Source organism: Pontibacter rufus (genome assembly GCF_015694705.1).
Classification (GTDB): Bacteria; Bacteroidota; Bacteroidia; order Cytophagales; family Hymenobacteraceae; genus Pontibacter; species Pontibacter rufus.
This window is the reverse complement of record NZ_JADQDR010000005.1, coordinates 86378-110192: the sequence shown is the minus strand read 5'-3', so window position 1 is coordinate 110192 and position 23815 is coordinate 86378. Positions and strand designations below refer to the sequence as shown.

Annotated in this window: 22 protein-coding genes; 19 read left to right on the top strand and 3 right to left on the bottom strand. The window is 49.6% G+C overall.

All coding sequences use genetic code 11. From position 1 onward, the window contains the following. The first annotated feature begins 51 nt into the window (after window positions 1-51). A complete protein-coding gene (rpe, locus tag I2I11_RS10135; protein ID WP_196267592.1) occupies window positions 52-711 on the top strand; it encodes a ribulose-phosphate 3-epimerase in 660 nt (219 codons plus the stop codon). A 15-nt stretch (window positions 712-726) separates the two neighbouring features. After that, window positions 727-3159 (top strand): TonB-dependent receptor, encoded by a 2433-nt coding sequence (locus tag I2I11_RS10130; protein ID WP_196267786.1) that lies wholly within the window; start codon window positions 727-729, stop codon window positions 3157-3159. Window positions 3160-3305: 146 nt separating this feature from the next. Here I2I11_RS10130 and I2I11_RS10125 read toward each other — a convergent pair whose 3' ends face one another. Beyond that, entirely contained in the window at window positions 3306-4175 is an 870-nt protein-coding gene (locus I2I11_RS10125) for a DUF2911 domain-containing protein (protein WP_196267591.1), read from the bottom strand. Window positions 4176-4709: 534 nt separating this feature from the next. On the opposite strand from I2I11_RS10125, the gene hisG reads away from it, so the two are divergent. The 4 genes from hisG to hisB all read left to right on the top strand — a co-directional run bounded on the left by hisG (window position 4710) and on the right by hisB (window position 9134). After that, window positions 4710-5561, top strand: a complete 852-nt coding sequence (hisG, locus tag I2I11_RS10120; RefSeq protein WP_196267590.1) for an ATP phosphoribosyltransferase — start codon at window positions 4710-4712, stop codon at window positions 5559-5561. Between the two features lie 2 nt (window positions 5562-5563). After that, entirely contained in the window at window positions 5564-6871 is a 1308-nt protein-coding gene (gene hisD, locus I2I11_RS10115; RefSeq protein ID WP_196267589.1) for a histidinol dehydrogenase, read from the top strand. A 39-nt stretch (window positions 6872-6910) separates the two neighbouring features. Further along, window positions 6911-7954, top strand: coding sequence for a histidinol-phosphate transaminase (hisC, locus tag I2I11_RS10110; protein WP_196267588.1), 1044 nt, complete (start codon window positions 6911-6913; stop codon window positions 7952-7954). Between the two features lie 85 nt (window positions 7955-8039). Then, window positions 8040-9134 carry a bifunctional histidinol-phosphatase/imidazoleglycerol-phosphate dehydratase HisB gene (gene hisB, locus I2I11_RS10105; protein WP_196267587.1) on the top strand — a complete coding sequence of 365 codons (1095 nt, stop codon included), beginning with the start codon at window positions 8040-8042 and terminating at the stop codon, window positions 9132-9134. A 158-nt stretch (window positions 9135-9292) separates the two neighbouring features. Here hisB and I2I11_RS10100 read toward each other — a convergent pair whose 3' ends face one another. After that, window positions 9293-9706, bottom strand: a complete 414-nt coding sequence (locus I2I11_RS10100; protein ID WP_196267586.1) for a hypothetical protein — start codon at window positions 9704-9706, stop codon at window positions 9293-9295. A 568-nt stretch (window positions 9707-10274) separates the two neighbouring features. On the opposite strand from I2I11_RS10100, the gene I2I11_RS10095 reads away from it, so the two are divergent. The 13 genes from I2I11_RS10095 (at window position 10275) to hisIE (ending at window position 22771) form a co-directional block, all read left to right on the top strand. Next, a complete protein-coding gene (locus I2I11_RS10095; protein WP_196267585.1) occupies window positions 10275-11684 on the top strand; it encodes an anthranilate synthase component I family protein in 1410 nt (469 codons plus the stop codon). A gap of 1 nt (window position 11685) precedes the next feature. After that, window positions 11686-12249: an anthranilate synthase component II gene (locus tag I2I11_RS10090; protein ID WP_196267584.1), complete on the top strand. Its 564-nt coding sequence runs from the start codon at window positions 11686-11688 to the stop codon at window positions 12247-12249. Between the two features lie 99 nt (window positions 12250-12348). Continuing rightward, complete coding sequence (trpD, locus tag I2I11_RS10085; protein ID WP_196267583.1) at window positions 12349-13359, top strand: anthranilate phosphoribosyltransferase; 1011 nt, start codon at window positions 12349-12351, stop codon at window positions 13357-13359. 101 nt (window positions 13360-13460) lie between these two features. Then, a complete protein-coding gene (trpC, locus tag I2I11_RS10080; protein ID WP_196267582.1) occupies window positions 13461-14276 on the top strand; it encodes an indole-3-glycerol phosphate synthase TrpC in 816 nt (271 codons plus the stop codon). Then, the gene (locus I2I11_RS10075) at window positions 14276-14908 is read left to right on the top strand and encodes a phosphoribosylanthranilate isomerase (RefSeq protein ID WP_196267581.1); all 633 of its coding nucleotides are present in this window, start codon (window positions 14276-14278) and stop codon (window positions 14906-14908) included. Before trpC ends, I2I11_RS10075 begins: the two co-directional genes overlap by 1 nt. Window positions 14909-15062: 154 nt before the next feature. Continuing rightward, window positions 15063-16253 (top strand): tryptophan synthase subunit beta, encoded by a 1191-nt coding sequence (trpB, locus tag I2I11_RS10070; protein ID WP_196267580.1) that lies wholly within the window; start codon window positions 15063-15065, stop codon window positions 16251-16253. Continuing rightward, window positions 16243-17019 (top strand): tryptophan synthase subunit alpha, encoded by a 777-nt coding sequence (trpA, locus tag I2I11_RS10065; protein ID WP_196267579.1) that lies wholly within the window; start codon window positions 16243-16245, stop codon window positions 17017-17019. The genes trpB and trpA overlap by 11 nt, the downstream gene beginning before the upstream one ends. 3 nt (window positions 17020-17022) lie before the next feature. Next, window positions 17023-18033, top strand: coding sequence for a bifunctional 3-deoxy-7-phosphoheptulonate synthase/chorismate mutase (locus I2I11_RS10060; RefSeq protein ID WP_196267578.1), 1011 nt, complete (start codon window positions 17023-17025; stop codon window positions 18031-18033). Window positions 18034-18308: 275 nt separating this feature from the next. Beyond that, the gene (mgtE, locus tag I2I11_RS10055) at window positions 18309-19652 is read left to right on the top strand and encodes a magnesium transporter (RefSeq protein ID WP_196267577.1); all 1344 of its coding nucleotides are present in this window, start codon (window positions 18309-18311) and stop codon (window positions 19650-19652) included. A 381-nt stretch (window positions 19653-20033) separates the two neighbouring features. After that, the gene (gene hisH, locus I2I11_RS10050; RefSeq protein WP_196267576.1) at window positions 20034-20615 is read left to right on the top strand and encodes an imidazole glycerol phosphate synthase subunit HisH; all 582 of its coding nucleotides are present in this window, start codon (window positions 20034-20036) and stop codon (window positions 20613-20615) included. Further along, window positions 20612-21334 (top strand): 1-(5-phosphoribosyl)-5-[(5-phosphoribosylamino)methylideneamino]imidazole-4-carboxamide isomerase, encoded by a 723-nt coding sequence (gene hisA, locus I2I11_RS10045; RefSeq protein WP_196267575.1) that lies wholly within the window; start codon window positions 20612-20614, stop codon window positions 21332-21334. Before hisH ends, hisA begins: the two co-directional genes overlap by 4 nt. After that, window positions 21328-22086: an imidazole glycerol phosphate synthase subunit HisF gene (gene hisF / locus I2I11_RS10040; RefSeq protein ID WP_196267574.1), complete on the top strand. Its 759-nt coding sequence runs from the start codon at window positions 21328-21330 to the stop codon at window positions 22084-22086. Before hisA ends, hisF begins: the two co-directional genes overlap by 7 nt. 76 nt (window positions 22087-22162) lie before the next feature. After that, window positions 22163-22771, top strand: coding sequence for a bifunctional phosphoribosyl-AMP cyclohydrolase/phosphoribosyl-ATP diphosphatase HisIE (gene hisIE / locus I2I11_RS10035; RefSeq protein ID WP_196267573.1), 609 nt, complete (start codon window positions 22163-22165; stop codon window positions 22769-22771). An 85-nt stretch (window positions 22772-22856) separates the two neighbouring features. Here hisIE and I2I11_RS10030 read toward each other — a convergent pair whose 3' ends face one another. Further along, window positions 22857-23720 (bottom strand): alpha/beta fold hydrolase, encoded by an 864-nt coding sequence (locus tag I2I11_RS10030; protein WP_196267572.1) that lies wholly within the window; start codon window positions 23718-23720, stop codon window positions 22857-22859. Between the last annotated feature and the right edge of the window lie 95 nt (window positions 23721-23815).

Sequence of the window (23815 nt, the reverse complement as noted above, 5' to 3'; positions counted from 1 at the left end):
CCAAATAAGCATCGTTTCTGATTCCTCAATTAAAAAACTACCTTTGCTGGTATGAAACCACTTATTGCGCCTTCTATACTTGCCGCTGATTTTGCCAACCTGCAGGCAGAGGTAGAGCTGCTGAACCGCAGCGAAGCCGACTGGATCCATGTGGATATCATGGATGGGCGCTTTGTCCCGAATATCTCCTTTGGCTTTCCGGTGATGGAGGCCATAAACCGCTACGCGCAGAAGCCACTGGATGTGCACCTGATGATTGTAGAACCGGAGCAGTATATTGAGCGCTTCAGGGCAGCCGGGGCAGATAGCATTACCGTACATGCGGAAGCAACCAATCACCTGCACCGCGCCATCCAGCAGATTAAGGCCAGCGGCGCCAAAGCAAGTGTAGCCATCAACCCGCATACTCCTGTGCTGTTGCTGGAGGATATTATTGCGGATGTAGACATGGTGCTGGTGATGTCAGTGAATCCGGGATTTGGCGGCCAGAAATTTATCGAAAATACCTATCGCAAGATAGAGACGCTGAAAAGCCTGATTCATGCCCGCAATTCCAGGGCTTTGATAGAAGTGGATGGCGGCGTAAATGAGCAAAACGCCCCGCTGCTGCTGGCCAGCGGCGCTGACGTGCTGGTGGCGGGCAGTTTCGTTTTCTCTTCCGATGATCCGCTGCAGACCATTGCCGAACTCAAAAAAGCTTCTTCAAAATAAATCCTGTACGTGCTGATGCTGAAATACCTGCCGGTGTGGTTGCTGATACTGCTGCCCTTGTGTGTTTCAGCACAGCAGGCGACAATAGCCGGCAAGGTACTGAACCCTGATCGCCAGCCGCTGGAACTTGCAACTGTCGGCATAAAAGGCACTACCACAGGTACTCATACAAATGCCGGAGGCGCATTTCAGCTTACCGTTCCTGCTAACCGGGAACTCGTGCTGCAGGTTCGGTATATCGGGTATAAAGTGCAGGAGAAGACGGTTGAATTAAGCCCCGGCCAGCGCCTGATCCTTGATTTCATACTTGAAGCAGACCCGCAGCAGCTCCACATGCTGGATGTGCGGGGCAAAGATGAAAACGAGACGCGGGAGCAGGCAAGTATGACAAAGCTCGATCCGCGGCTTACAAAAAATCTTCCTTCCGCTTTCGGCGATTTCAGCAAAATACTCGTTACGCTGCCCGGCGTTTCCAGCAACAACGAGCTTTCTTCAACTTACTCCGTCCGGGGCGGCAACTACGACGAGAACCTGGTATATGTAAATGGCATCGAAATTTACCGGCCCTTTCTGGTAACAGCGGCGCAGCAGGAAGGCCTCAGTTTTGTGAATCCCGACCTGGTAGGCAGCATCGCTTTTTCTTCCGGAGGGTGGCAGGCTAAGTATGGCGACAAGCTCTCATCCGTGCTGGACATCAGGTATAAGGAGCCTGAAAAGTTTGCCGCTTCCGTAACCGCAAGCCTGACTGGCGGCGCATTGCACGTAGAAGCAGCCTCTAAAAACAAACGTGTGTCTTACCTCTTTGGTACCCGATATAAAAACAGCCGGTATATCCTGCAGGGTTTGCAGGTAGATGGCGAATATCAGCCCAGTTTTTCTGATGCGCAGGGGTATGTACACATTGACTTGTCGAAAGATACCACGCAACCCGGACGTACCACGCTTGGTTTGCTGGGGAGCTATGCACAGAACGAATACCTGGTCATTCCGGAAAGCAGGGCAACGACCTTTGGCACCCAGGCGGCGCCGCTACGCCTGTATGTAGGATTCGACGGACGCGAAACAATGACGTATCGCTCGTATCAGCTGGGGCTTAACCTGGCGCATCATTTTACGGATAACTTCACTTCAGAATTTATACTTTCGGGGGTGCAGTCGCGGGAACGGGAGTTCCGGGATTTGGAAGCCGGCTACCGCCTGAGTGATGTAAGTATAAATGCCAATAAGCTGGGCGAGGATGAAAAAAACCGCGGAGTCGGGAGCCAGTTTGATCATGCCCGCAATTCGCTTCTGGCTAATATCCTGACAGCGGAAAACCGCAACAGCTGGCGCCTCAGCGCGCGCAGCCAGGTTCAGTTCGGCGCTAAAATCGGCTTGGAAAGGATCAGTGACCAGCTTTCGGAGTATGGCTTTACGGATTCGGCTGATTACGTGACACCTGCTTATACTTTGCAGGCCGACCTGGCCCTGAACAGCCTGCGCTACAATGGCTATGTGCAGCATACGTACGAACTCGATTCGCTTAAAACGATTACTTACGGACTACGGGCCAGCTACTGGGACTATAACCACGAGCTGACCCTTACGCCCCGCCTGCAGTACGCTTTTATCACACGGCATAACCCAAACCTTTCCTTTAAAGCTTCTGTCGGATTATACTACCAGCCACCCTTTTACCGCGAACTGCGCAATTTTGAAGGCGAACTCAATCCGGACCTCAAAGCCCAACGTTCCTTGCATGCCATCATCGGTTCCGATTACCTGTTTAAGTCCTGGGGGCGCGATTTTAAGCTGACGGCAGAAGCATACTACAAGCACATGACCCGGGTGGTGCCCTATGATGCAGACAACGTGCGCCTGCGCTATTATGCACAAAACAATGCCAAAGCCTATGCAGCAGGATTTGATGTGCGCGTAAACGGAGAGTTTATTCAGGGAGCCGAGTCGTGGCTGAGCCTGGGGCTCCTGACGACAAAGGAAAATGTGAAGGGAGACTCCGTGACATTTTACCGGGATGGCAAAGCTGCCGGGCGGCAGGAGCAGGGTTATATCCGCAGGCCGACGGATCAGTTAGTAAACATCGGCGTCTTTTTCCAGGATCATTTGCCGGACAACCCCACGGTGCGCGTCTACCTGAACATGGTGTATGGCAGCGGACTGCCTTTTGGACCACCACGCCAATCCGATTACCGCAACGCCTTCAGCGGCAAATCCTATAAGCGCGTAGATATTGGTTTTTCGAAAGTGTTGGTGCTGGAAAGTGATCTGGTAGAGCGTAAAAAAATTGCTCTGCAAAGCCTCTGGATTGGCCTCGAAGTGCTCAACCTCATAGATGCCCGGAACAGTATATCTTATACGTATGTAACTGATGTAAATAACCTGACTTACGCTATACCCAATTACCTGACGGGCCGCCGCCTGAACCTGCGCCTGGTAGCACGGTTTTAAGTATATAGTAGCGAACAAACAATTTCCATTTGCTGCTATTTTGTAAGGAGCCTGATGTTAAAATTCGGGTAACTCACAAGATCCTTCCAGCATGACAGCATCAGAGGATGGCAAATGCAGCTCACATGTACGTCAGGAAAAAGTAATCAGAGCTTACGCTTTTTCCATGCGTTGTAGGCCCCTTCTATTTCTTTAGCGTATGTTTTATAGCTGTCCGGCTCTGCATTGCCCAGTTGCATTGCTTTGGCTGTAAGTGAGGCAGCTACTTCAAATTCCTTGTTCTGCGCATAAAGCCTGGCTTTAACCCAGTTGTTGTAAAAATTATCTTTAATGGCGATGGATTTGTTTATCCATTCCAGCGCTTTCTGGTGCTGCTCTTTGTGTGGCAGCATGTACTCGGCACATTGTGCCCATACATACCAGTCGTCAGGTGCGGCTTTCGCCAGGGCAGCGTTAATGTTGGCGAGGGCTTTTTTCTCAACTTCTGTTTCTATCGGCACCGAGATGCTGGTGTTTTCCCATGCCAGGTTCAGTTGTGCATTGTTTGTGCCAATATTGGAGAATGAGAACTGCATCGTTTCGGTAAAAGTATGCTCCTTCGGGGTGATGGTAAAGTATGCCACATCGTTCAGCTCGTTATAGCCTTCCAGCCCCCACAGCGTGGTGTCTTTGTTCAGGACAATATTCCAGGACTTCTCATTTTCAGGAATGATAAAGAAAGAATAGGTACCGGCCGGCACCCGCTCATGGTTAAAGAAAAGGTCATCCTGGAAAGTAATAAGTGTAGCCTCGTTTGCGCCCGCCCGCCAGATTTGTCCGTAAGGCACCAGCGAACCGAATACTTTACGCCCTCTTACACTGGGGGCATGGTAGCGGATAATTACATCAGTCAGGCCAATCGTTTGCTTAATTACTGCCTTGGGACTGGGTTGAGGTAAAATAACCTGCGCTGAAGCCAGGTGTCCCGAAAAGCAGAAGCTCAGAAGCATACACAAACCTGCCAAATAAGTTTTCATAGTGCGATAAAATCTATAGTTGTTAAAGCCAGTCAACTGAAAAAATTGTGCCAGAGAACCGCAGGCGCTCTTAGCAGCTGCAAATTAGCTGATTCTGCACAAAAAAAAGAAAAATATACATTGTTGTAAGTAGGATAATACGGCTTCTGATCATCCGGTACCTAAACACTGCCGGTTTGCTGCAACAAGCTGCCTCTGAGGGACTGAAAACAGGTACAGTTATAGCCAATAAAGTTGCAACAAAGCTGGTTATTCTGATAAAAATCAAAAATATGCGGCAGGATGTAGCTTAAGTATAAAACTTAAACTACATTTGCAAAGCAGCATGAGCACGAAAACGGCATATAGCATCCTTTCTTTTCCGGCAACATCCGTTGCCACGCCTGTGCATTTCCATCACTTCCATCATTCCTCGTAAGAGGAATAACAGAAACATACCGCCCCATTCTGGGTTATGATACCCGATGTATACTTTGCCCTGAGACAAAGCGGTTATACTTTGTTATCTTTCCATCAAGACCTTAATTATACTTTATGCTTCGTTTAGCAATTCAGAAATCCGGCAGGCTCAGTGAAGATTCGCTTGAGCTTATCCGCGAGTGTGGCATTTCTTTTATCAGCAGTTCCCTGAAACTCAAAACCGAATCAACCAATTTCCCGCTGGAAATCCTTTTTCTGCGCGATGACGACATTCCGGGCTACGTGGCCGACGGCGTGGCCGACATTGGCATCGTAGGTGAAAATGTGCTGGTAGAGGAAGGCAAAGCGCACTTGGCCGTTGAAAAGCTTGGTTTCTCTAAATGCCGTTTGTCGCTGGCTGTACCCAAAGGAGCTGTTTATACTTCTGTTCAGGATTTGAATGGCAAAAACATCGCAACCTCTTACCCGAACTTATTGCAGGCTTATTTGCAGGAGCGTGGCGTGGAGGCGCAAATACATACCATCAGCGGCTCTGTAGAGATTGCCCCAAGTATAGGTTTGGCCGAAGCCATTTGCGATATTGTGAGTTCCGGCAGCACCCTGATAAGCAACGGACTACGCGAGGTGGAGCGTGTTTTTAAATCGGAGGCGGTGCTGATTGCGCATGACAGCCTGAGTGCAGAAAAGCAGCAGATACTTGAGAAGCTGCTGTTCCGGATTCATGCGGTGCAGCGCGCAAGCAAGGCAAAGTATATATTACTGAATGCTCCAAACGAAAGTATAGCAACGATCAGCGCTTTATTGCCCGGCACCAAGTCTCCTTCTATTTTGCCGTTGGCCGAAGAAGGCTGGAGTTCGCTGCACTCCGTGGTGAACGAAGATGATTTCTGGGAGGTAATCGAGAAAATAAAAGATGCCGGCGCTCAGGGGATTTTAGTTGTACCCATCGAAAAGATGATCATCTAGTTATGCAAAGAATACTTAACCCAGCTAAAGATAAATGGCCGGAGTTGGTGAAGCGGCCTGTTAAGAACCAGGAAGAACTGGAGCCAGGCATTCTCGCAACCTTTAAGCTGGTGCAGGAGCAGGGTGATGCTGCCCTGCTAACACTGGCTGAAAAGTATGACGGCGTAAAGCTGCAAAGCCTGCTTGTTACCTCTGCCGAGATTGCTGCTGCTGAACATAACGTTTCTGTTGATTTAAAGGCGGCTATACTTCAGGCCCGCAATAATATACAGCTATTTCACACCCAGCAGGCAGAGCCGGTAAAGGTGGTGGAAACCATGAATGGCGTAAGCTGCTGGCGCAAAAATGTGGCGGTAGAAAAAGTGGGTTTATACATACCAGGCGGCACCGCGCCACTCTTTTCTACGTTGCTGATGCTGGGTGTACCGGCGCGGATTGCCGGATGTAAGGAGATTGTACTTTGCACGCCGCCGGCAAAAGATGGCAGCGTGCACCCTGCTATACTTTACACGGCTTCGCTGCTCGGCATTACGCGCATCTTAAAAGCAGGTGGCGCACAGGCTATTGCGGCCATGGCTTTTGGTACGGAAAGCGTACCTGCTGTGTATAAGATTTTCGGGCCGGGTAACCAGTACGTTACAGTGGCCAAGCAATTGGTGAGCAAGGCAGGAATAGCCATTGATTTGCCCGCAGGCCCCTCAGAAGTGCTGGTGATGGCCGATGAAAGTGCCCACCCCGCCTTTGTGGCTGCCGATCTGCTCTCGCAGGCGGAACACGGGCCCGATTCGCAGGTAGTGCTGCTTACTACTTCTGAAGACTTTTTAGGCAACGTTGAAAAAGAGCTACAGGCGCAGTTGCAGGCATTGCCCCGCGCCGCCTTTGCAGCCCGCGCCCTGGAAAACAGTTTAGGCATTGTGCTGTCCGGTGTGGAAGAGATGCTGGCTTTTTCGAATCTGTATGCGCCCGAGCACCTCATTCTGTCTATTTCAGATTTTGCCAGCGTGCTGGATGAAATTACCAATGCCGGTTCCGTATTCCTGGGCAATTACAGCCCTGAGTCGGCGGGAGATTATGCTTCCGGCACCAACCATACGTTGCCCACCAATGGCTACGCACGGTCTTATAGTGGCGTTTCGCTGGACAGCTTTGTAAAGAAAATCACTTTCCAGCACATCAGCCCTGCGGGTTTGCAAAGTATAGGCAAAACCATCGAAACCATGGCAGAAGCTGAGGGCCTGCAGGCGCACAGGCATGCTGTAAGTATCAGGCTTAAAGAACTAAGCAGTGAGCAAATTAAACCTATACTATAAAAATATCATACTTCGATAATCTGCACATTTACTATAACCGTGTTTAGCTTAGAAAAGATCATCCGACCCAACGTGCTGAAGATGAAGGCATATTCTTCGGCGCGTGACGAGTTTAAAGGCGCTGCCAGCGTGTTTCTGGATGCCAACGAAAACAGTCTTGGCAGCCTGGCCGGCGACAATTACAACCGCTACCCGGACCCGCACCAGAAGCAGCTGAAAAAAAGAATAGCTGAACTGAAAGGCGTTCGCCCGGAACAGATTTTCCTGGGCAACGGCAGCGACGAAGCCATTGATTTGCTTTTCAGGATGGTTTGCCGCCCCGGCCAGGACACGATGCTGCATTTGCCGCCTACGTATGGCATGTACGAAGTGTCGGCCAACCTCAACGACGTGGCGCTGGAAGCTGTGCAGCTTACCCCTGATTTCCAGATTCCGGTAGAGGAGGTGCTGCTCAGTATAAGGCCAACTACCAAGCTCATTTTTATCTGTTCGCCCAACAACCCGACCGGAAACCTGATAGAAGCAGGAAGTATAGAAACCATACTCCGCAGCTTTGATGGGCTGGCTGTGATTGACGAAGCATATGCTGATTTTGCCGATAACCCCAGCTGGACAACGCGCCTGCACGAGTTTCCGAATCTGGTAGTGCTGCAGACTTTCTCCAAAGCCTGGGGAATGGCCGGTTTGCGTCTGGGGCTTGCTTTCGCCGCAGCAGAAATAATCGCTGTAATGGACAAAATAAAGCCGCCATACAACATCAACCAGGCTACGCAAGACTTAGCCCTGCAGGCGCTGGCACATACCGAGGCGCTGCAGGACATGCTGGAAGAAATCAGGCAGGAGCGCGATTTACTGCTGCACGCATTGCCGCAACTGGATACTGTTGTAAAAGTATATCCTTCACAAGCCAACTTTATACTTGTTAAAGTGAAAGATGCAAATGGCCTGTATAATTACCTGCTGGATAAAGGGATAGTAGTGCGCAACCGTTCTTCCCTTGCAGGATGCGAAGGCTGCCTGCGCATCACTATCGGTACGCTGGAAGAAAACCAGAAGCTGCTGCAGGCGATAGGAGAATTTTAAAATACGTAGCACGACACACGTATCAAGTAGCACGAATATACTTTTAAATTGTGCTACTTGATACGTGATACGAATATCGAAAAAAATGAAAAAAGCATTATTTATAGATCGGGACGGCACCATCCTCGTAGAGCCGAAAACAGATTTCCAGGTAGATTCTTTTGAGAAGTTTGCCTTTGTGCCAAAGGTTATTTTTAACCTGGTAAAAATATACCAAGAGTTGGACTACGAATTTGTGCTCGTAACCAACCAGGACGGCCTCGGAACTGATTCCTACCCGGAACATACTTTCTGGCCTTACCAGAACAAGATGCTGGAGATTCTGGAAAGCGAGGGCATTGTATTTGACGATATCCTCATCGACCGCAGCTTTGAGCACGAAGGCCTGGAAACACGCAAACCCGGCACCGGCATGATGAAGAAGTACCTGGCCGGGGAGTATGATCTGGCAGCAAGCTACGTAATCGGTGACCGGCTAACGGATATAAAACTGGCGCAGAACCTCGGCGCCAAAGCTATCTTTATAGGAGAACAAGCCGCTGAAGGAGCTGCTTTGAGTACCGATAACTGGAACGAAATTTATACTTTCCTGAAGCTGCCGCAACGCACTGCCAGCATCCGCCGCCAGACTTCCGAAACAGATATCCGCATAGATCTGAACCTGGATGGAACCGGCAAAATGGATATTCATACCGGCCTCGGGTTTTTTGACCATATGCTGGAGCAACTCGCCAAGCATGGTAAAGTGGATTTAAGCATTCAGGTAAAAGGCGATTTGCACATCGATGAACATCATACCATAGAAGATACAGGCCTTGCGCTGGGCGAAGCATTTCTGCAGGCTTTGGGCGACAAAAAAGGAATCAGTCGCTATGGTTTTCTGCTGCCGATGGATGATGTGCTGGCGCAGGCAGCCATAGATTTCGGCGGCAGGCCCTGGATAGTATGGGAGGCCGAATTTAAGCGCGAAAAAGTAGGAGATATGCCCACAGAGATGTTTTTCCACTTCTTTAAATCGTTCAGTGATGCGTCTAAGTCAAACCTGAACATTAAGGCGGAAGGGCAAAACGATCATCATAAAATTGAAGCGATTTTCAAGGCTTTTGCCCGCGCCATCCGGATGGCGGTGCAGCGGAACCCGCAGGATACCAGTATTCCAAGCACCAAGGGCACACTTTAACCTGCGCGGCAGGCAGGAAAAATTAAATCACACAATGCATACCCTGAAAATGAGGTATGAAATGCCCGTGAAATCCTGATAGGTATGTTCTGAAAGTATGTTTTTTATATCTGCTGCAGGGGCGCATGCTTGCTGCGCTTTCTGCAGCTACTTTACGTTTATATTTTGAAGGTGTGGAGCCAGTCCGCTGCTAAATCTATATCATCAAAAGTTTTAATATAGTCAGCTTTTGCAATGTGTTTCAGGGTTTTATCTGTAGATAAGCGGCTGAGCATGCTGGGTGAATAGACCCAGGCAAAGTGTTGCAATCCTGCTTCCCGAAGCGCCGGAAACCATACTTCCCCAACCCATTTAGATGCGCCGGACCACATCCCTTCCACATGGGTGTTATCGTTCAGAATATCCAGAATTTGCCGTTCTTTAACGCAGTGCAGCATTTCTCCGCAGCCTGCCACCACATCGTGGTGCGTCACAATGCCACGCCAGTTCACAAACATCCAGTCATTCTCATGATCGAATTCAACAGCAATAAAATTATTTCTATATAGAATTTCGTTCCGGTTTGTTTTCATTGATGTTTTGTTTAAAAGAACAGTGGGCAAAAGTAAACAGCATTTCGTCCGAAAAAAATATTATAGAATAAAACATTGGCTCGCATATAATTTTATTAGGATTAAAGCTTTCGTACCCTTTATGCTGCAATCGACGAAATCAAAGGCTAATACGTTAGCTGCTATGTTATAACTGAATACAGGTAAAAGCAACATGCCCCTACAACCCACCCGATTATCATATGGCTACCTTCGCCCTGATTAGATACGTGGGGGCATACCTGTAAGGATTGATGGGAATCTAATAAAGTATGAGGCACGGCAAAAAAATAAAAATAATTTTGGAGTTGTCGTTTTAGCGCTTACATTTGTGACGTAGAGGATAAATTTATACTTCTTCTGAAGCAATACAAAGACATTATGATTCAGCATCTTCAAATGGCATGGTGGTGGCACGTAACAGAAAGTTCCGTGAACAGCACTGCTATGTACTAAATGAAATGAAGATATAGCAAATAACCAAAGGCCTTAAAGCCCGCTGTTCCAGTTGAACAGCGGGCTTTTGTTTTACCATCCATCACCCAAACCGATGAACAAGTATAAAATCAACACCACTTATAAACGCCTGCTGGCGGACATCCTGACGCCCGTAAGCGTGTACCTGAAGCTGCGCGACCGCTACCCGAACAGTATTCTGCTGGAAAGCTCCGACTACCACGGCGCCGAGAACAGCTTCTCCTACATTTGCTGCAGCCCCCTGGCAAGTATAAAAGCAGAGAATGAGGTGCTGACGGAGACTTTTCCGGATGGGACAGTACAAAACACGCCGATTACGAAAGAGGTAAACGTGCCGTCGCAACTGGCCGCTTTTGCACAGCATTTCGGAATGGTGGAGCAGCAGAAATTCAACTTCATCCATAGTGGACTGTTTGGCTATATGAGCTATGATGCGGTGCGCTATTATGAGGATCTGGATCTGAACCTGCGCCCCGACCGCCTGCAGATCCCGGATTTATACTATGCTGTATATCGTTTCATTATCGCCATCAATCATTTTACCAACGAAGCTTATATTTTCTCGCACAACTATAACCAGCAGGACGACGGCATTGCACAGCTGGAGGCGCTGCTGAACAGCCGCAACATCCCAAGCTATACTTTTAAAACGACCGGCGAAGAAGAGCACAACATCAGCAGCGAAGGCTTTTTGAAGAACATTGAGAAGGCAAAGCAGCATTGTTTCCGGGGCGATGTCTTTCAGCTGGTGCTTTCCAGAAGGTTTGCACAGGCGTTTCAGGGAGATGAGTTTAACGTGTACCGCGCACTGCGGTCCATCAACCCGTCGCCCTACTTGTTTTACTTCGACTACGGCAGCTTTAAAATCTTCGGATCTTCGCCGGAAGCGCAGCTGGTTATTAAAAACCAGAAGGCCAGCATTTTTCCGATTGCGGGTACTTTCCGGAGAACGGGCGATGATGCCGCCGATGCTGCCCTGGCCGAAAAACTGCTGGCTGATCCCAAAGAAAATGCTGAACACGTGATGCTGGTAGATCTGGCCAGAAACGATTTAAGCCGCAACGGCTCGGAAGTGAAAGTTGAAACTTTCCGCGAAATTCAGTATTACTCGCACGTCATTCACCTCGTTTCAAAAGTGTCCGGCAAGCTGCACAGCCAGGAAGATTCGCTGCAAATGGTGGCGAGCACTTTTCCGGCGGGCACCCTTTCGGGCGCGCCCAAACACATGGCTATGCAGCTGATAGATAAGTATGAAACCACCAACCGTGCCTTTTACGGCGGCTGCATCGGCTGCATCGACTTTAACGGCAACTTCAATAGCGCCATCATGATCCGCTCTTTTCTGAGCAAAGATTATAAACTATACTACCAGGCTGGCGCCGGTCTGGTGGCGGCCTCCAATCCTGAAAGTGAATTACAGGAAGTGGACAATAAACTGATGGCGCTCCGAAAAGCCTTACAATTAGCTCAAGAAATAAACTGATATGGATGTTCTGGTTATAGACAATTACGATTCTTTTACCTACAACCTGGTACACCTGATGCAGGAACTGGGAGCTACGGTAACGGTGCGCCGCAACGACAAAACCACGCTGGAAGAAGTGAGCGGCTTTCAGAAAATCATGCTTTCGCCGGGCCCCGGCATTCCGGATGAGGCTGGCATGCTGAAAGAAATCATTCGCACCTTTGGGCCGGAAAAAAGCCTGCTGGGCGTTTGCCTCGGCCATCAGGCGATTGGCGAAGTATACGGCGGCAAACTGTTTAACAGCAACGAAGTATGGCACGGTGTGGCCATGCCGGTGCAGATAACGTGCGGGCAGGAGCCTCTTTTCAGAAACGTGCCGCAGCAGTTTAACACAGGCCGCTATCATTCCTGGTTAGTAGAAAAAGAGTTGCCGGAATGCCTGGAAGCCACTGCCGTAGATGAAGCCGGCAACATTATGGCGATCCGCCACCGCACACACGATGTGCGCGGCGTGCAGTTCCACCCGGAATCTGTGCTGACGGAGCACGGCCGGGAAATCATCAAGAACTGGCTGGAAAATTAGGAAATTGGACAATGGACTTATTGACAAAGGATAAAAGATGCCTTTGTAATGCTGTAAGAGTCCTATATCTTTTGTCAAAAAATCATTTGTCAAACAAAAATGAAAGAGATACTCAACCACTTATTTGAACATAAAACACTGACCAAGGCGGAGGCCCGAGAGGTGCTGGCAAATATTACGGCCGGCAGGTACAACCAGCACCAGATAGCCAGTTTCCTGACTGTGTTCATGATGCGCAGCATTACTGTAGACGAACTGGAAGGCTTCCGAAATGCTTTGCTCGACCTGTGCCACCGTGTAGATTTAGATGCTTATGATCCCATCGATCTTTGCGGCACCGGCGGCGATGGAAAAGACACCTTTAATATTTCCACGCTGTCGTCTTTTGTGGTAGCGGCAACCGGTACGCATGTGGCCAAGCACGGTAATTACGGCGTTTCGTCGTCATGCGGTTCCTCTAACGTGCTGGAGGCGCTGGGCATTAAATTTACCACCGATACCAATGCGCTGGAGCGTAGTATCGACAAGTATCACATCTGCTTTCTGCATGCGCCCTTATTCCATCCGGCCATGAAAAGTGTCGGCCCGATCCGGAAAGATCTGGGCGTGAAAACTTTCTTTAACATGCTGGGCCCGATGGTGAACCCGGCTTTCCCGAAGCGCCAGATGGTGGGTGTATTCAGCCTGGAACTGGCCCGCATGTATGGCTATCTGTACCAGCAAACGGACACCCGCTACAGCATCATTCATACCCTGGATGGCTATGATGAGATTTCCCTGACTAGCCCTTTTAAAGTTATTTCTGATAACAAAGAAGCGCTTTATGATGCACAAACGCTGGGCCTGCCCACATTGCAGCACGAGCAGATACAAGGCGGCGGAAGTATAGATAAGGCTGCCAGAATATTTGTAGATGTGCTGAAAGGCTCCGGAACTGCAGCCCAAACCGCCGTAGTAGCTGCAAACGCCGGAATGGCCCTGCAATGCGCCAGACCGGAACTCAGCCCGATGGACGCCGTGGCGCTGGCGAAAGAAACACTGGAATCCGGCAGGGCTTATACTTTGTTTAACAGGCTGGTACAGGATGATAAAATGGTGGCCGCTGTATAGATATACATGTACCAGCCATAGCCTAGGGCACAAATGGTGTAAGTTTTCAAGTTACAAAAGGTAAACGCATCAGCACATTATAAAATCAGCACATTAACACCATGAACATACTCGACGAAATTATCGCCCATAAATACAAGGAAGTAGCCAGCCGCAAGGAACTGTACCCGGTGAAGTTGCTGGAGAAAAGCTTATACTTCGAAACACCCTGTCTGTCGCTGGAGCATTACCTGCTGCGCCCGGACAAGAGCGGCATTATTGCCGAAATCAAGCGCAAATCTCCTTCCCGCGGCGACATCAACCCTTATGTGTCCATTGAGCGCACGTCTATCGGGTACATGCAGGCAGGCGCTTCGGCTTTGTCCATCCTCACAGACACCAACTATTTCGGCGGGAAAAATGAGGATTTGATGACTGCCCGCAAGTATAATTACTGCCCTATTCTGCGCAAGGATTTTATGGTGGATGAATACCAGGTTGTAGAAGCAAAATCTATTGGCGCCGACGCCATCTTACTGATTGCTGCTGCTCTGGAACCCGGCCGCCTGAAAGAACTGGCAGCTTTTGCCCGTTCGCTGGGCCTGGAAGTGCTGCTGGAAGTACACAACAAAGAAGAACTGGATGCTGCCCTGAACGAATACGTGACGGTAGTTGGCGTAAACAACCGCAACCTGAAGGATTTTAAAACAGAAATCGGCACTTCGTTCGAATTGGCTAATTACATTCCGAAAGGCACAACCAAAATTTCGGAGAGCGGCATTACGAATGCGCGGGTGATGGTGGAGTTGAAAGAGGCCGGCTTTAACGGCTTCCTGATTGGCGAACGCTTCATGTATAACGCTCGTCCGGAACGTGCGGCGATGGAGTTTATCAAAGAATTCAGAGCCTTGCAGGCACAGACACAAAAGGTAGCATAATGAAAGTAAAAGTATGCGGCATGCGGGAGCCGGCTAACATCCGGCAGGTAGCAGCGCTGCAGCCGGACTTTATGGGTTTTATCTTTTACGACAAATCCAGCCGCTTTGCCGACAGCAGCATTACGCCCGAACTGCTGGCGGAGCTTCCGGCAGGTATCAAAAAGATTGGTGTTTTTGTGAATGAAAGCACGGACGCTATACTTGCCACCGTGCAGAAGTATAACCTGGATCTGGTACAATTGCATGGCCACGAAACACCCAGGCAGTGTCAGGAACTGAAGGAAGCAGGCCTCAGCATAATCAAAGCTTTTTCAGTAGATGACAGCTTTGCTTTTGAAAGTATGCTGCTGTACGAGCGCCACTGCGACTATTTTCTGTTCGATACGCGGGGCAGGCACTATGGTGGTAACGGCGTAACCTTCGATTGGGAGCTGCTAAAGGGCTATTTATCCGACAAACCATACTTCCTGAGTGGTGGCCTGACGCTGGGCAACCTGCAAACAGAAGCCTTTGAAAAGCTCAGACCCAAGCCCTTTGCTGTGGATGTGAATAGCGGTTTTGAGCAGGAGCCAGGCCTGAAAAAGGTGGAAGATTTGAAAAGGCTTATCAGCCAGTTAAGAATTAAGAGTTAAAAGTTATACCTCACCCTGATACTCTTCTAAAAACAGGAGAGGGGGATTACATTTACAGAAATTCCCCTACAGGGAGTTGGGATTTTTTTCCTGTTAAGATAAGGGGTAGGTCTTGTGTCTAATATCTAACGTCTTGTGTCCAAAAAATAAGAATATGAAATACGCTGTTGACGAGAATGGCTTCTACGGTAAATTCGGCGGGGCTTATATCCCTGAAATGCTTTACCCCAATGTGGAGGAATTGCGCCAGAATTACCTGAAAATCATGCAGGAACCTGATTTTCAGGCGGAGCTGCAGATGCTTTTAAAGGACTATGTAGGCCGGCCTACGCCCTTATACTTTGCCAAACGTCTTTCTGAAAAGTATAACACCAACATCTACCTCAAGCGGGAAGATCTGAACCATACCGGCGCGCACAAGATCAACAACACGGTAGGACAGGTGCTGATGGCGAAGCGGCTGGGCAAAAAACGCATCATCGCCGAAACAGGGGCAGGCCAGCATGGTGTAGCCACTGCTACCGTTTGTGCGCTAATGGATCTGGAATGCATCGTATACATGGGCGAAGTGGATATTGAGCGGCAGGCGCCGAATGTGGCCCGTATGAAAATGCTTGGGGCCACTGTAGTACCAGCCACCAGCGGCAGCAAAACGCTCAAAGACGCCACCAACGAAGCCATCCGCGACTGGATTAACAACCCGGAGGATACGTATTACATCATCGGCTCTGTGGTGGGCCCGCATCCATATCCCGATATGGTGGCTCGTTTTCAGTCGGTGATTTCAGAGGAAATGATGGCGCAGTTGTCAGAGAAAACCGGTCGCGATTACCCGGATTATGTGGTGGCTTGTGTGGGTGGTGGCAGCAACGCCGCCGGCGCTTTTTACCATTACCTCGACAGGCCCGAAGTGAAACTGGTGGCCGTAGAAGCAGCCGGATTGGGAATAGATTCAGGTGAGTCGGCGGCTACGTCGGTACTGGGCAAAGAAGGCATCATCCACGGTAGCCGTACCTTGCTCATGCAAACCGAAGACGGGCAGGTAACTGAACCATACTCAATCTCAGCAGGTCTGGATTACCCGGGTGTAGGGCCGATGCATGCACACCTTTTTGAATCAAAACGCGCCATTTTCAAAAACATAACCGACGAGGAGGCGCTGCAGGCGGTGCTGGAACTTACCAGGCTCGAGGGCATTATTCCGGCACTGGAAAGCGCCCATGCACTGGCAGCTTTAGGCAGAATCGGCGCTGGTCCCGACGAGGTCGTGGTGGTGAACCTTTCCGGCCGCGGCGACAAAGATTTAGCAACTTACCTGGACAGATTTCAACTCAATGGAAAATAGAATCAATACCCTCTTCTCCGAAAAGCAGCAGGGACTGCTGTCGGTATACTTTACGGCCGGTTACCCGAACCTGAATGACACGGTGGACATCATCCTGGAACTGGAAAAAAACGGCGTAGATCTGATTGAGGTTGGTATGCCTTTTTCTGACCCACTGGCTGATGGCCCTACCATTCAGCAGAGCAGCGACATCGCCATCCGCAACGGCATGACCATACCAAAACTGTTTGAACAGCTAAAAGATATCCGTCAGAAAACGCAGATACCATTGATATTGATGGGCTACCTGAACCCGGTAATGCAGTATGGTGTGGAGCGCTTCTGCCGAAAATGCAGCGAAGTTGGGATCGACGGCATCATTCTGCCCGACCTGCCGCTGGCGGATTATGTGCGGGAGTACAAGCAGCTTTTCGAGGAGAACAACCTGAGCAAGGTTTTCCTGGTAACGCCGCAAACACCCGAGCAGCGCATCCGCGAAATCGACAGCCATACCAACGGCTTTGTATACATGGTGTCGTCGGCTTCAACGACAGGCAGTACCAATGGCAAAGCAGTCGTTAATACGGATTATTTTGGGCGGGTGGCAGGTATGAAATTGCGCAATCCCGGCATGATTGGCTTTGGCATCCACGACAATCATACCTTTACGCAGGCCTGCAATCATGCCAGAGGCGCCATCATCGGCAGCGCTTTTATCAAGGCGCTGGCGCAGGAGGGAAGCCTGCAGCAAAATATTGCATCTTTTATTCAACGTATAAGAAATTAAGCCATGATCATACAATTACAGCAGGGTATACCTGCTGACGTAAAGCAAAACATCCTGGATCAGGTGCATAAAATCGGCTACCAGGCCAACGAAGTAAAAACGCAGGAAGGACATTACCTGATAGCCATTGGCAAGAAAGACTTTGACATCCGCACCATCGGGCAGCTGCCCGGCGTGGCCGACCTGCACCGGGTATCGGATGAATATAAACTTATTTCACGTAAGTGGAGAGTAGAACCTACCCGCATTGACCTGGGAGATGGTGTAGTTATCGGCGAAGGTAGTTTCAGCATCATGGCCGGCCCTTGTTCTATCGAGGACGAGCGCCAGATTGAACTGGTGGTGGAGCACCTGAAGGAAAACAACGTAAAGATTATGCGTGGTGGCGTGTTTAAGCCGCGCAGTTCGCCCTATGCTTTCCGGGGTTTGGGCCTGGAAGGCTTGCAGATGTTCCACCGCATCTGCCGCGAAAATGGCATCAAAATCATTACCGAAGTGATGCAGGTATCGCAGATTGAGGACATGATTGATTTTGTAGACGTGTTCCAGGTAGGCGCGCGCAACAGCCAGAACTTTAATTTGCTGGATGCCCTGGGCGAGGCGCAGAAGCCGGTGCTGCTGAAGCGCGGTATTTCTGGAACCATAGAAGAACTGCTGCAGGCGGCAGAGTATATTTTCTCCAACGGAAACGAAAAAATCATGCTGTGCGAGCGCGGCATCCGCGGTTACGAAAAAGCGTACCGTAACATACTTGACCTGAATGCGGTGCCGGTTCTGAAAGAGAAAACGCACCTGCCCGTCATTGTTGACCCGTCGCATGGCATTGGGCTACGCGATTATGTGGCTGACATGGCCCTGGCTGCTGTGATGGCCGGCGCTGACGGCGTGATTTACGAGACGCACCAAAAGCCGGAGAAGGCTTTCTCGGACGGGCAGCAAACCCTGGATTTCAAAGAATCAGAGCGCCTGATTCGCCGTATGCGGCAAACGTATGAGCTGCGCGAAAGCTTTTAGCAAAGTATAACTTAGCTGCTGAAATTTGAAGTATAAATTGTAATTTGCGTCCGTGAAAAAAGGACCGGCATTTTGGCATATACCCTCGGGTAGTAAACCGGACAACATCCGGGGCCAAGTGCTTTTGTGATTATAGTATAAATCAGAAACAAAAGAGCCTGACTCCGACTTTGGGGCAGGCTCTTTTGTGTATCGCAGGAAAACGCTGATGCCTGAAATATAACCGTTGCACGTGCTGCACTATCTTTACAAGCTGTTTATCTTACAAACAAGTCATGACGCCACTGATAGCAGATCTGAATTTTAGCGACCTGAAGGCGCAGCACCCCAGCGATATAGCGGAAGTGCTGGGAGATCTGAACGAGAAAGAACGCCTGCTCGCTTTCCTGCTTTTACCGGGAGAACTGAAGTCGGAAGTGTTTACTTATTTCAGTTATTCCACGCAGGAGGAGGTGCTGAAAAAGCTCGGCTCTACAGACACCGCCGAAATGCTGGAGAACATGGCCCCGGACGACCGTACCGAGATCTTCGAGAATTTCCCGGACCTGCTCATCAAGGAATCTATCAACCTGCTGTCGCCGGAGGAAAAGCGCATTGCCCTGAACCTGCTGGGCTACCCCGAAAAGAGCATCGCCCGCCTGATGACGCCATACTACATTCAGGCCAAAAAAGGATGGACGGTAAAACAAACACTCGCCAACATCAGGCGCTACGGAAAAAAAGCGGAGACCCTGAACCATATTTATGTGGTGGACAAAGACAACAAGCTGATTGATGACATCCGCACCGGTAAGTTGCTGATGGTGGAAGAAGATCAAACGATAGAATCACTGATGGATTACCAGTTCGTGAGCCTCACCACCACCATGAACCGCGACGAGGCCATTGAGCAGTTTAACAAGTATGACAGGGCGGTGATGCCGGTGGTATCGGAAAAAGGAGTGCTGGTGGGCATTGTGACCTTCGATGACATTTTTGATGAAATTGAGCGCCGCGACACAGAAGACATTCAGAAGTTTGGGGGTCTGGAAGCCCTGGACCTGTCTTATACCGAAACGCCGTTGCTCACGCTGGTGCGCAAGCGGGCGAGCGTGCTGCTTATCCTGTTCCTGGGCGAAATGCTTACCGCCTCAGCCATGGGCTTTTTTGAGGACGAATTGAACAGCGCCGTCGTGCTGGCCTTGTTTATTCCGCTCATTATCAGCAGCGGTGGCAACTCCGGCTCGCAGGCCGCTACGCTTATTGTGCGTGCCATGGCCATCAGCGAACTTAAAATATCAGACTGGTGGTACGTCATGCGGAAAGAGGTGCTGTCGGGCCTGTTGCTCGGGCTGATACTGGGTGCTATTGGCTTGCTGCGCATCGTCACGTGGCAGTATGTCGGGATATACAACTATGGCGAACACTTTATGCTGGTGGGCCTAACGGTAGGTTTTTCGCTGATAGGCATTGTGTTATGGGGAACGCTATCGGGTTCTATGATTCCTTTTCTGCTTCAGAAACTCAACCTCGATCCTGCCACTTCCTCGGCGCCTTTTGTGGCTACGCTGGTAGATGTAACCGGGCTGGTGATATACTTTTCCATAGCTGCCTCGCTGCTGAGCGGAACGCTGTTGTAGCCGCTGCTTAAAGTTTTTCAGATTTAACTATACTTTAAACCGCCGATAGCTTATATTTGCTCATATGAAAGGCACATTGGCTCATAAGCACCATCATCCTGCACGAAGCAACAGTTTCGGAGCCGATTGCCTATGGATTTGCTAAAAGCATAAACTTATATATCCAAAAGCCTGACTCCGAACAGAGTCAGGCTTTTTTGTTATTTGTCTGAATCAGGATTTACAGGATGATAGGATACATAGGATTAGATTGTCGCTTCAATGTTGCTTCTTTGAAGTTTGCGAAATAATGTAGCAGACTTCTCCGGGTAAACATGGGCCATGTCGATAAACTTGTTCTGATAGTATTCTGTCTAGTATCTAGAATCTAACGTCTAAAAAATGAACCTCGTTATAGTTGATTACAAGGCGGGCAATGTGCAGTCGGTGCGGTTTGCGCTGGAGCGGCTGGGCGTTCAAGCCACGTTAAGCAGCGACTTTGAAACCATAAAAGCGGCGGATAAAGTTATTTTTCCGGGTGTGGGTGAGGCTTCGTCTGCGATGGCGCAGCTTAAAGCCCGTAACCTCGACAAACTGCTGCCCACGCTGGAGCAACCTTTTTTCGGCGTTTGCCTGGGCATGCAGTTGCTTTGCCGCCACTCCGAAGAAGGCGATACTGATTTGTTGGGCATCATTCCGCTGGAAGTAGAGCGTTTCCGGACAGAACTGAAAGTACCCCATATGGGCTGGAACCAGCTGGAAAACATGGCTTCGCCGCTCTTCCAAAGTATACAGGAGCAGGAATACGTATATTATGTGCACAGCTATTATGTGCCGCTATCGGAGTATACTATTGCCCGGACAGCCTATGCAGAGCCATTCTCAGCTGCTTTGCAGTATAAAAATTTCTATGCCGCGCAGTTTCACCCCGAAAAAAGTAGTGCGGCCGGGGCGCAAATCCTTAAAAACTTTTTAGCCTTATGATGGAGATTATCCCGGCCATAGACATTATCGGCGGTCAGTGTGTGCGCCTGACAGAAGGTGACTTTGCACAGCAAACCACTTACGACAGCAACCCGCTGGAAGTAGCCAAACGCTTTGAAGACCATGGCATCAAACGCCTGCACCTGGTCGATTTAGATGGTGCCAGAGCCAAAAAGCCTGTAAACCTGGCAGTGCTCGAAAGTATAGCTACCAATACACGTTTAAGTATAGATTTTGGCGGCGGCCTGCAGTCGGAGGAGGCGCTCACACAGGCATTTGATGCAGGAGCCAGCCAGATTACAGCAGGAAGTATAGCCTTGCGGGAGCCTGAAACCGTAAAAAGCTGGCTGCAGAAATATGGGGCAGATAAGATTATCATCGGAGCCGATTATAAAGGTGCTAATATCGCCATCAGCGCCTGGACGGAAGAGAGCTCATATCCGGTGCAGGATTTTATTTCGGATTACGTGGAAACTGGTGCAAAACTGTTTATCTGCACTGACGTGAGCAAAGATGGCAAACTGCAGGGACCGTCACTGGACACGTACCGCCACCTGAAACTGACCTTGCCCGATGCTGAAATCATTGCCAGCGGCGGCGTAACCACAATAAATGACTTGGAAGTGCTGCAGGAAATCGGCATGAAAGGAGCCATTATCGGCAAAGCCATTTATGAAGGCACTATTCAACTTAAAGACTTAGCGCGATTCGTATGCTGACCAAACGTATTATTCCCTGCCTCGATATCAAAAACGGACGCTGCGTAAAGGGTGTGCAGTTCGAAAGTATCCGCGATGCCGGCGACCCGGTGGAACTGGCCAAATGGTATGCCCGGCAGGGGGCCGATGAACTGGTTTTTCTGGATATTACGGCCACCAACGAAGAACGTAAAACTTTTGCCGCCCTCGTGCGCGACATTGCCCGCCACATTGATATTCCGTTTACGGTAGGGGGCGGCATTGGCGCTGTAGCTGATGTGGAGGTGCTGCTGCAAAACGGCGCCGATAAAGTCTCCATCAATTCCGCCGCTATCCGCAACCCAGGGCTGGTAGAAGAGCTGGCGAAACATTTCGGCAGCCAGTGCGTGACCGTGGCCATCGACACCAGGTATACAGCAGCAACAGGCTGGAAAGTATACGCCCGGGCCGGCACCGTAGAAACAGCACATGCCACGGTGGACTGGGCCCGGCAGGTAGCAGACCTTGGTGCCGGCGAAATTCTGCTGACAAGTATGAACAACGACGGCACCAAAGCAGGCTTTGCGCTGGACATTACCGGAGGAATTGCCCGTGCCGTTAGTATACCCGTAATTGCTTCCGGTGGCGCAGGCACCATGCAACATTTTACCGATGCATTTCAGCAGGCAAATGCCGATGCTGCTTTAGCAGCTAGTCTTTTTCACTTCAGGGAACTGGAAATTCCGGATTTGAAAATTTATTTAAAAGAACAGGGTATCGCCGTACGTATTTGATTAAAGCGTGTTCACGCATGATCACAAGGCTGCACCTCATTCATAATTCCTAATTATTAATTCATAATTAAAAAAGGTGAACTTAGATTTCGATAAAACAGACGGCTTAATTCCCGCCATTATACAGGATAATACAACAGGCCAGGTGCTGATGCTGGGCTACATGAACCGGGAAGCACTGAACAAAACGCAGCAGGAAAAGCTGGTTACATTCTTTTCCCGTTCTAAAAACCGCCTCTGGACAAAAGGCGAAACCTCCGGCAACACCCTGAAAGTGGTAAGTATAACCGAAGACTGCGATAACGATGCACTGCTGATAAAAGTGAATCCGAACGGCCCGACCTGCCACACCGGCAGCACGAGCTGCTTTGGAGAAGAAACGGCAGCTAACCGCATCAAAGCAATCCGGTTTTTAGCGCAGCTGGAAAATGTGATTCAGGAGCGGAAGACTCATCCTGCCGAAGGCTCCTATACTAATTTCATGTTTGAGAAAGGTGTAAACAAAATTGCCCAGAAAGTAGGAGAAGAGGCAGTAGAAACAGTGATAGACGCCGTAGCCGGTAAGCTGGATACCATGAAAGGCGAAGCCGCCGACCTGCTTTACCACCTGCTGGTGCTGCTGGCTGCGACAGGCCTGGAGCTGAAAGATGTAGTAGCTGTTTTGCAGGAGCGGCACAAGAAATAACAGGTTGAATATTTATGTAAAGTATAGCGAGCTTTAGCTTTATTCGTATAGACGCAATATTATGCGTCTATACTGTCCAAGTGTCTTATTCCTGAATAAAATCCTTTATTGCCGCTGTTACTTCGCTGCCCCGCTCTTCCTGCAGAAAATGCCCGGCTTTGAACCTAACGACGCGTGCCTCAGGGAATGCCTGTTGCCATGTATCTAAGAAATGCAACGGCAGGAGTTTGTCTTTTTCTCCCCAAAGTAAAAGTATAGGGATGCGATGCAGTTTGTCGCGCTGCGCCCACAGTTGTGCAAAGTATAGGTTCGCCTCATGCAAAGCCACAGCAAAGCGCCAGGTGCCCAGCCGGCTGGCTGAGGAGGATAAAGGCTTGTGATAATGGCGCTGGATATCTTTGGTCAGGTGCTTGTGCTGGTAATAACCTTGCGGCAGCAGTATGCGGGGCGAAAAGGCCATTTGCAGGTATAAAAACCGGCCAATACTGCTGCGCATAAAACGGCTTACCTGCCTGATCCTTTTCTCTTCTTCCAGGCTCCACATCCAGGTATTCAGTAGCACGATTCGTTTCACATTATCCGGGTGGCGTAAGGCATAATGCAGGCCAATCGGGCCGCCGAAATCGTGTACCACCAGTATGATGTTTTTGAGCTGCAGGCGCGTTATTAATTGCTCCAGGTTGCTGGCATGTGCTTCCGGGGTATAGCTGAAATCCTTTGGTTTATCCGATAAGCCGAAACCGAGGTGATCAGGCGCAATACAGCGGAACTCCCGGCAAAGCGATTTTATCTGCTGCCGCCATAAAAAGGACCAGGTAGGTGTGCCGTGCACAAAAACAACGGGTTCTCCCTTACCTTCATCTACATAATGCATTTGCCCACTATCCAATTGCAGCGTATGATGCGCGAAAGGGTAGAGGATGCGGTCGAGCCATTTGGGAGAGTTCATTATTTCGTATTTCGATTGCCGTTTTCATAACTGGTTTTACGAGATCCAGGCTATAGCGTCCTCATTCAGCCATTCAGAAAGTAGCTTCCCTGTCA

Excerpts from the sequence above, each read along its gene's own strand:
- rpe (WP_196267592.1), top strand. The coding sequence starts at position 52 with ATGAAACCACTTATTGCGCCTTCTATACTTGCCGCTGATTTTGCCAAC.
- I2I11_RS10130 (WP_196267786.1), top strand. The coding sequence starts at position 727 with ATGCTGAAATACCTGCCGGTGTGGTTGCTGATACTGCTGCCCTTGTGT.
- I2I11_RS10125 (WP_196267591.1), bottom strand. The coding sequence starts at position 4,175 with ATGAAAACTTATTTGGCAGGTTTGTGTATGCTTCTGAGCTTCTGCTTT.
- hisG (WP_196267590.1), top strand. The coding sequence starts at position 4,710 with ATGCTTCGTTTAGCAATTCAGAAATCCGGCAGGCTCAGTGAAGATTCG.
- hisD (WP_196267589.1), top strand. The coding sequence starts at position 5,564 with ATGCAAAGAATACTTAACCCAGCTAAAGATAAATGGCCGGAGTTGGTG.
- hisB (WP_196267587.1), top strand. The coding sequence starts at position 8,040 with ATGAAAAAAGCATTATTTATAGATCGGGACGGCACCATCCTCGTAGAG.
- I2I11_RS10100 (WP_196267586.1), bottom strand. The coding sequence starts at position 9,706 with ATGAAAACAAACCGGAACGAAATTCTATATAGAAATAATTTTATTGCT.
- I2I11_RS10095 (WP_196267585.1), top strand. The coding sequence starts at position 10,275 with ATGAACAAGTATAAAATCAACACCACTTATAAACGCCTGCTGGCGGAC.
- I2I11_RS10090 (WP_196267584.1), top strand. The coding sequence starts at position 11,686 with ATGGATGTTCTGGTTATAGACAATTACGATTCTTTTACCTACAACCTG.
- trpD (WP_196267583.1), top strand. The coding sequence starts at position 12,349 with ATGAAAGAGATACTCAACCACTTATTTGAACATAAAACACTGACCAAG.
- trpC (WP_196267582.1), top strand. The coding sequence starts at position 13,461 with ATGAACATACTCGACGAAATTATCGCCCATAAATACAAGGAAGTAGCC.
- I2I11_RS10075 (WP_196267581.1), top strand. The coding sequence starts at position 14,276 with ATGAAAGTAAAAGTATGCGGCATGCGGGAGCCGGCTAACATCCGGCAG.
- trpB (WP_196267580.1), top strand. The coding sequence starts at position 15,063 with ATGAAATACGCTGTTGACGAGAATGGCTTCTACGGTAAATTCGGCGGG.
- trpA (WP_196267579.1), top strand. The coding sequence starts at position 16,243 with ATGGAAAATAGAATCAATACCCTCTTCTCCGAAAAGCAGCAGGGACTG.
- I2I11_RS10060 (WP_196267578.1), top strand. The coding sequence starts at position 17,023 with ATGATCATACAATTACAGCAGGGTATACCTGCTGACGTAAAGCAAAAC.
- mgtE (WP_196267577.1), top strand. The coding sequence starts at position 18,309 with ATGACGCCACTGATAGCAGATCTGAATTTTAGCGACCTGAAGGCGCAG.
- hisH (WP_196267576.1), top strand. The coding sequence starts at position 20,034 with ATGAACCTCGTTATAGTTGATTACAAGGCGGGCAATGTGCAGTCGGTG.
- hisA (WP_196267575.1), top strand. The coding sequence starts at position 20,612 with ATGATGGAGATTATCCCGGCCATAGACATTATCGGCGGTCAGTGTGTG.
- hisF (WP_196267574.1), top strand. The coding sequence starts at position 21,328 with ATGCTGACCAAACGTATTATTCCCTGCCTCGATATCAAAAACGGACGC.
- I2I11_RS10030 (WP_196267572.1), bottom strand. The coding sequence starts at position 23,720 with ATGAACTCTCCCAAATGGCTCGACCGCATCCTCTACCCTTTCGCGCAT.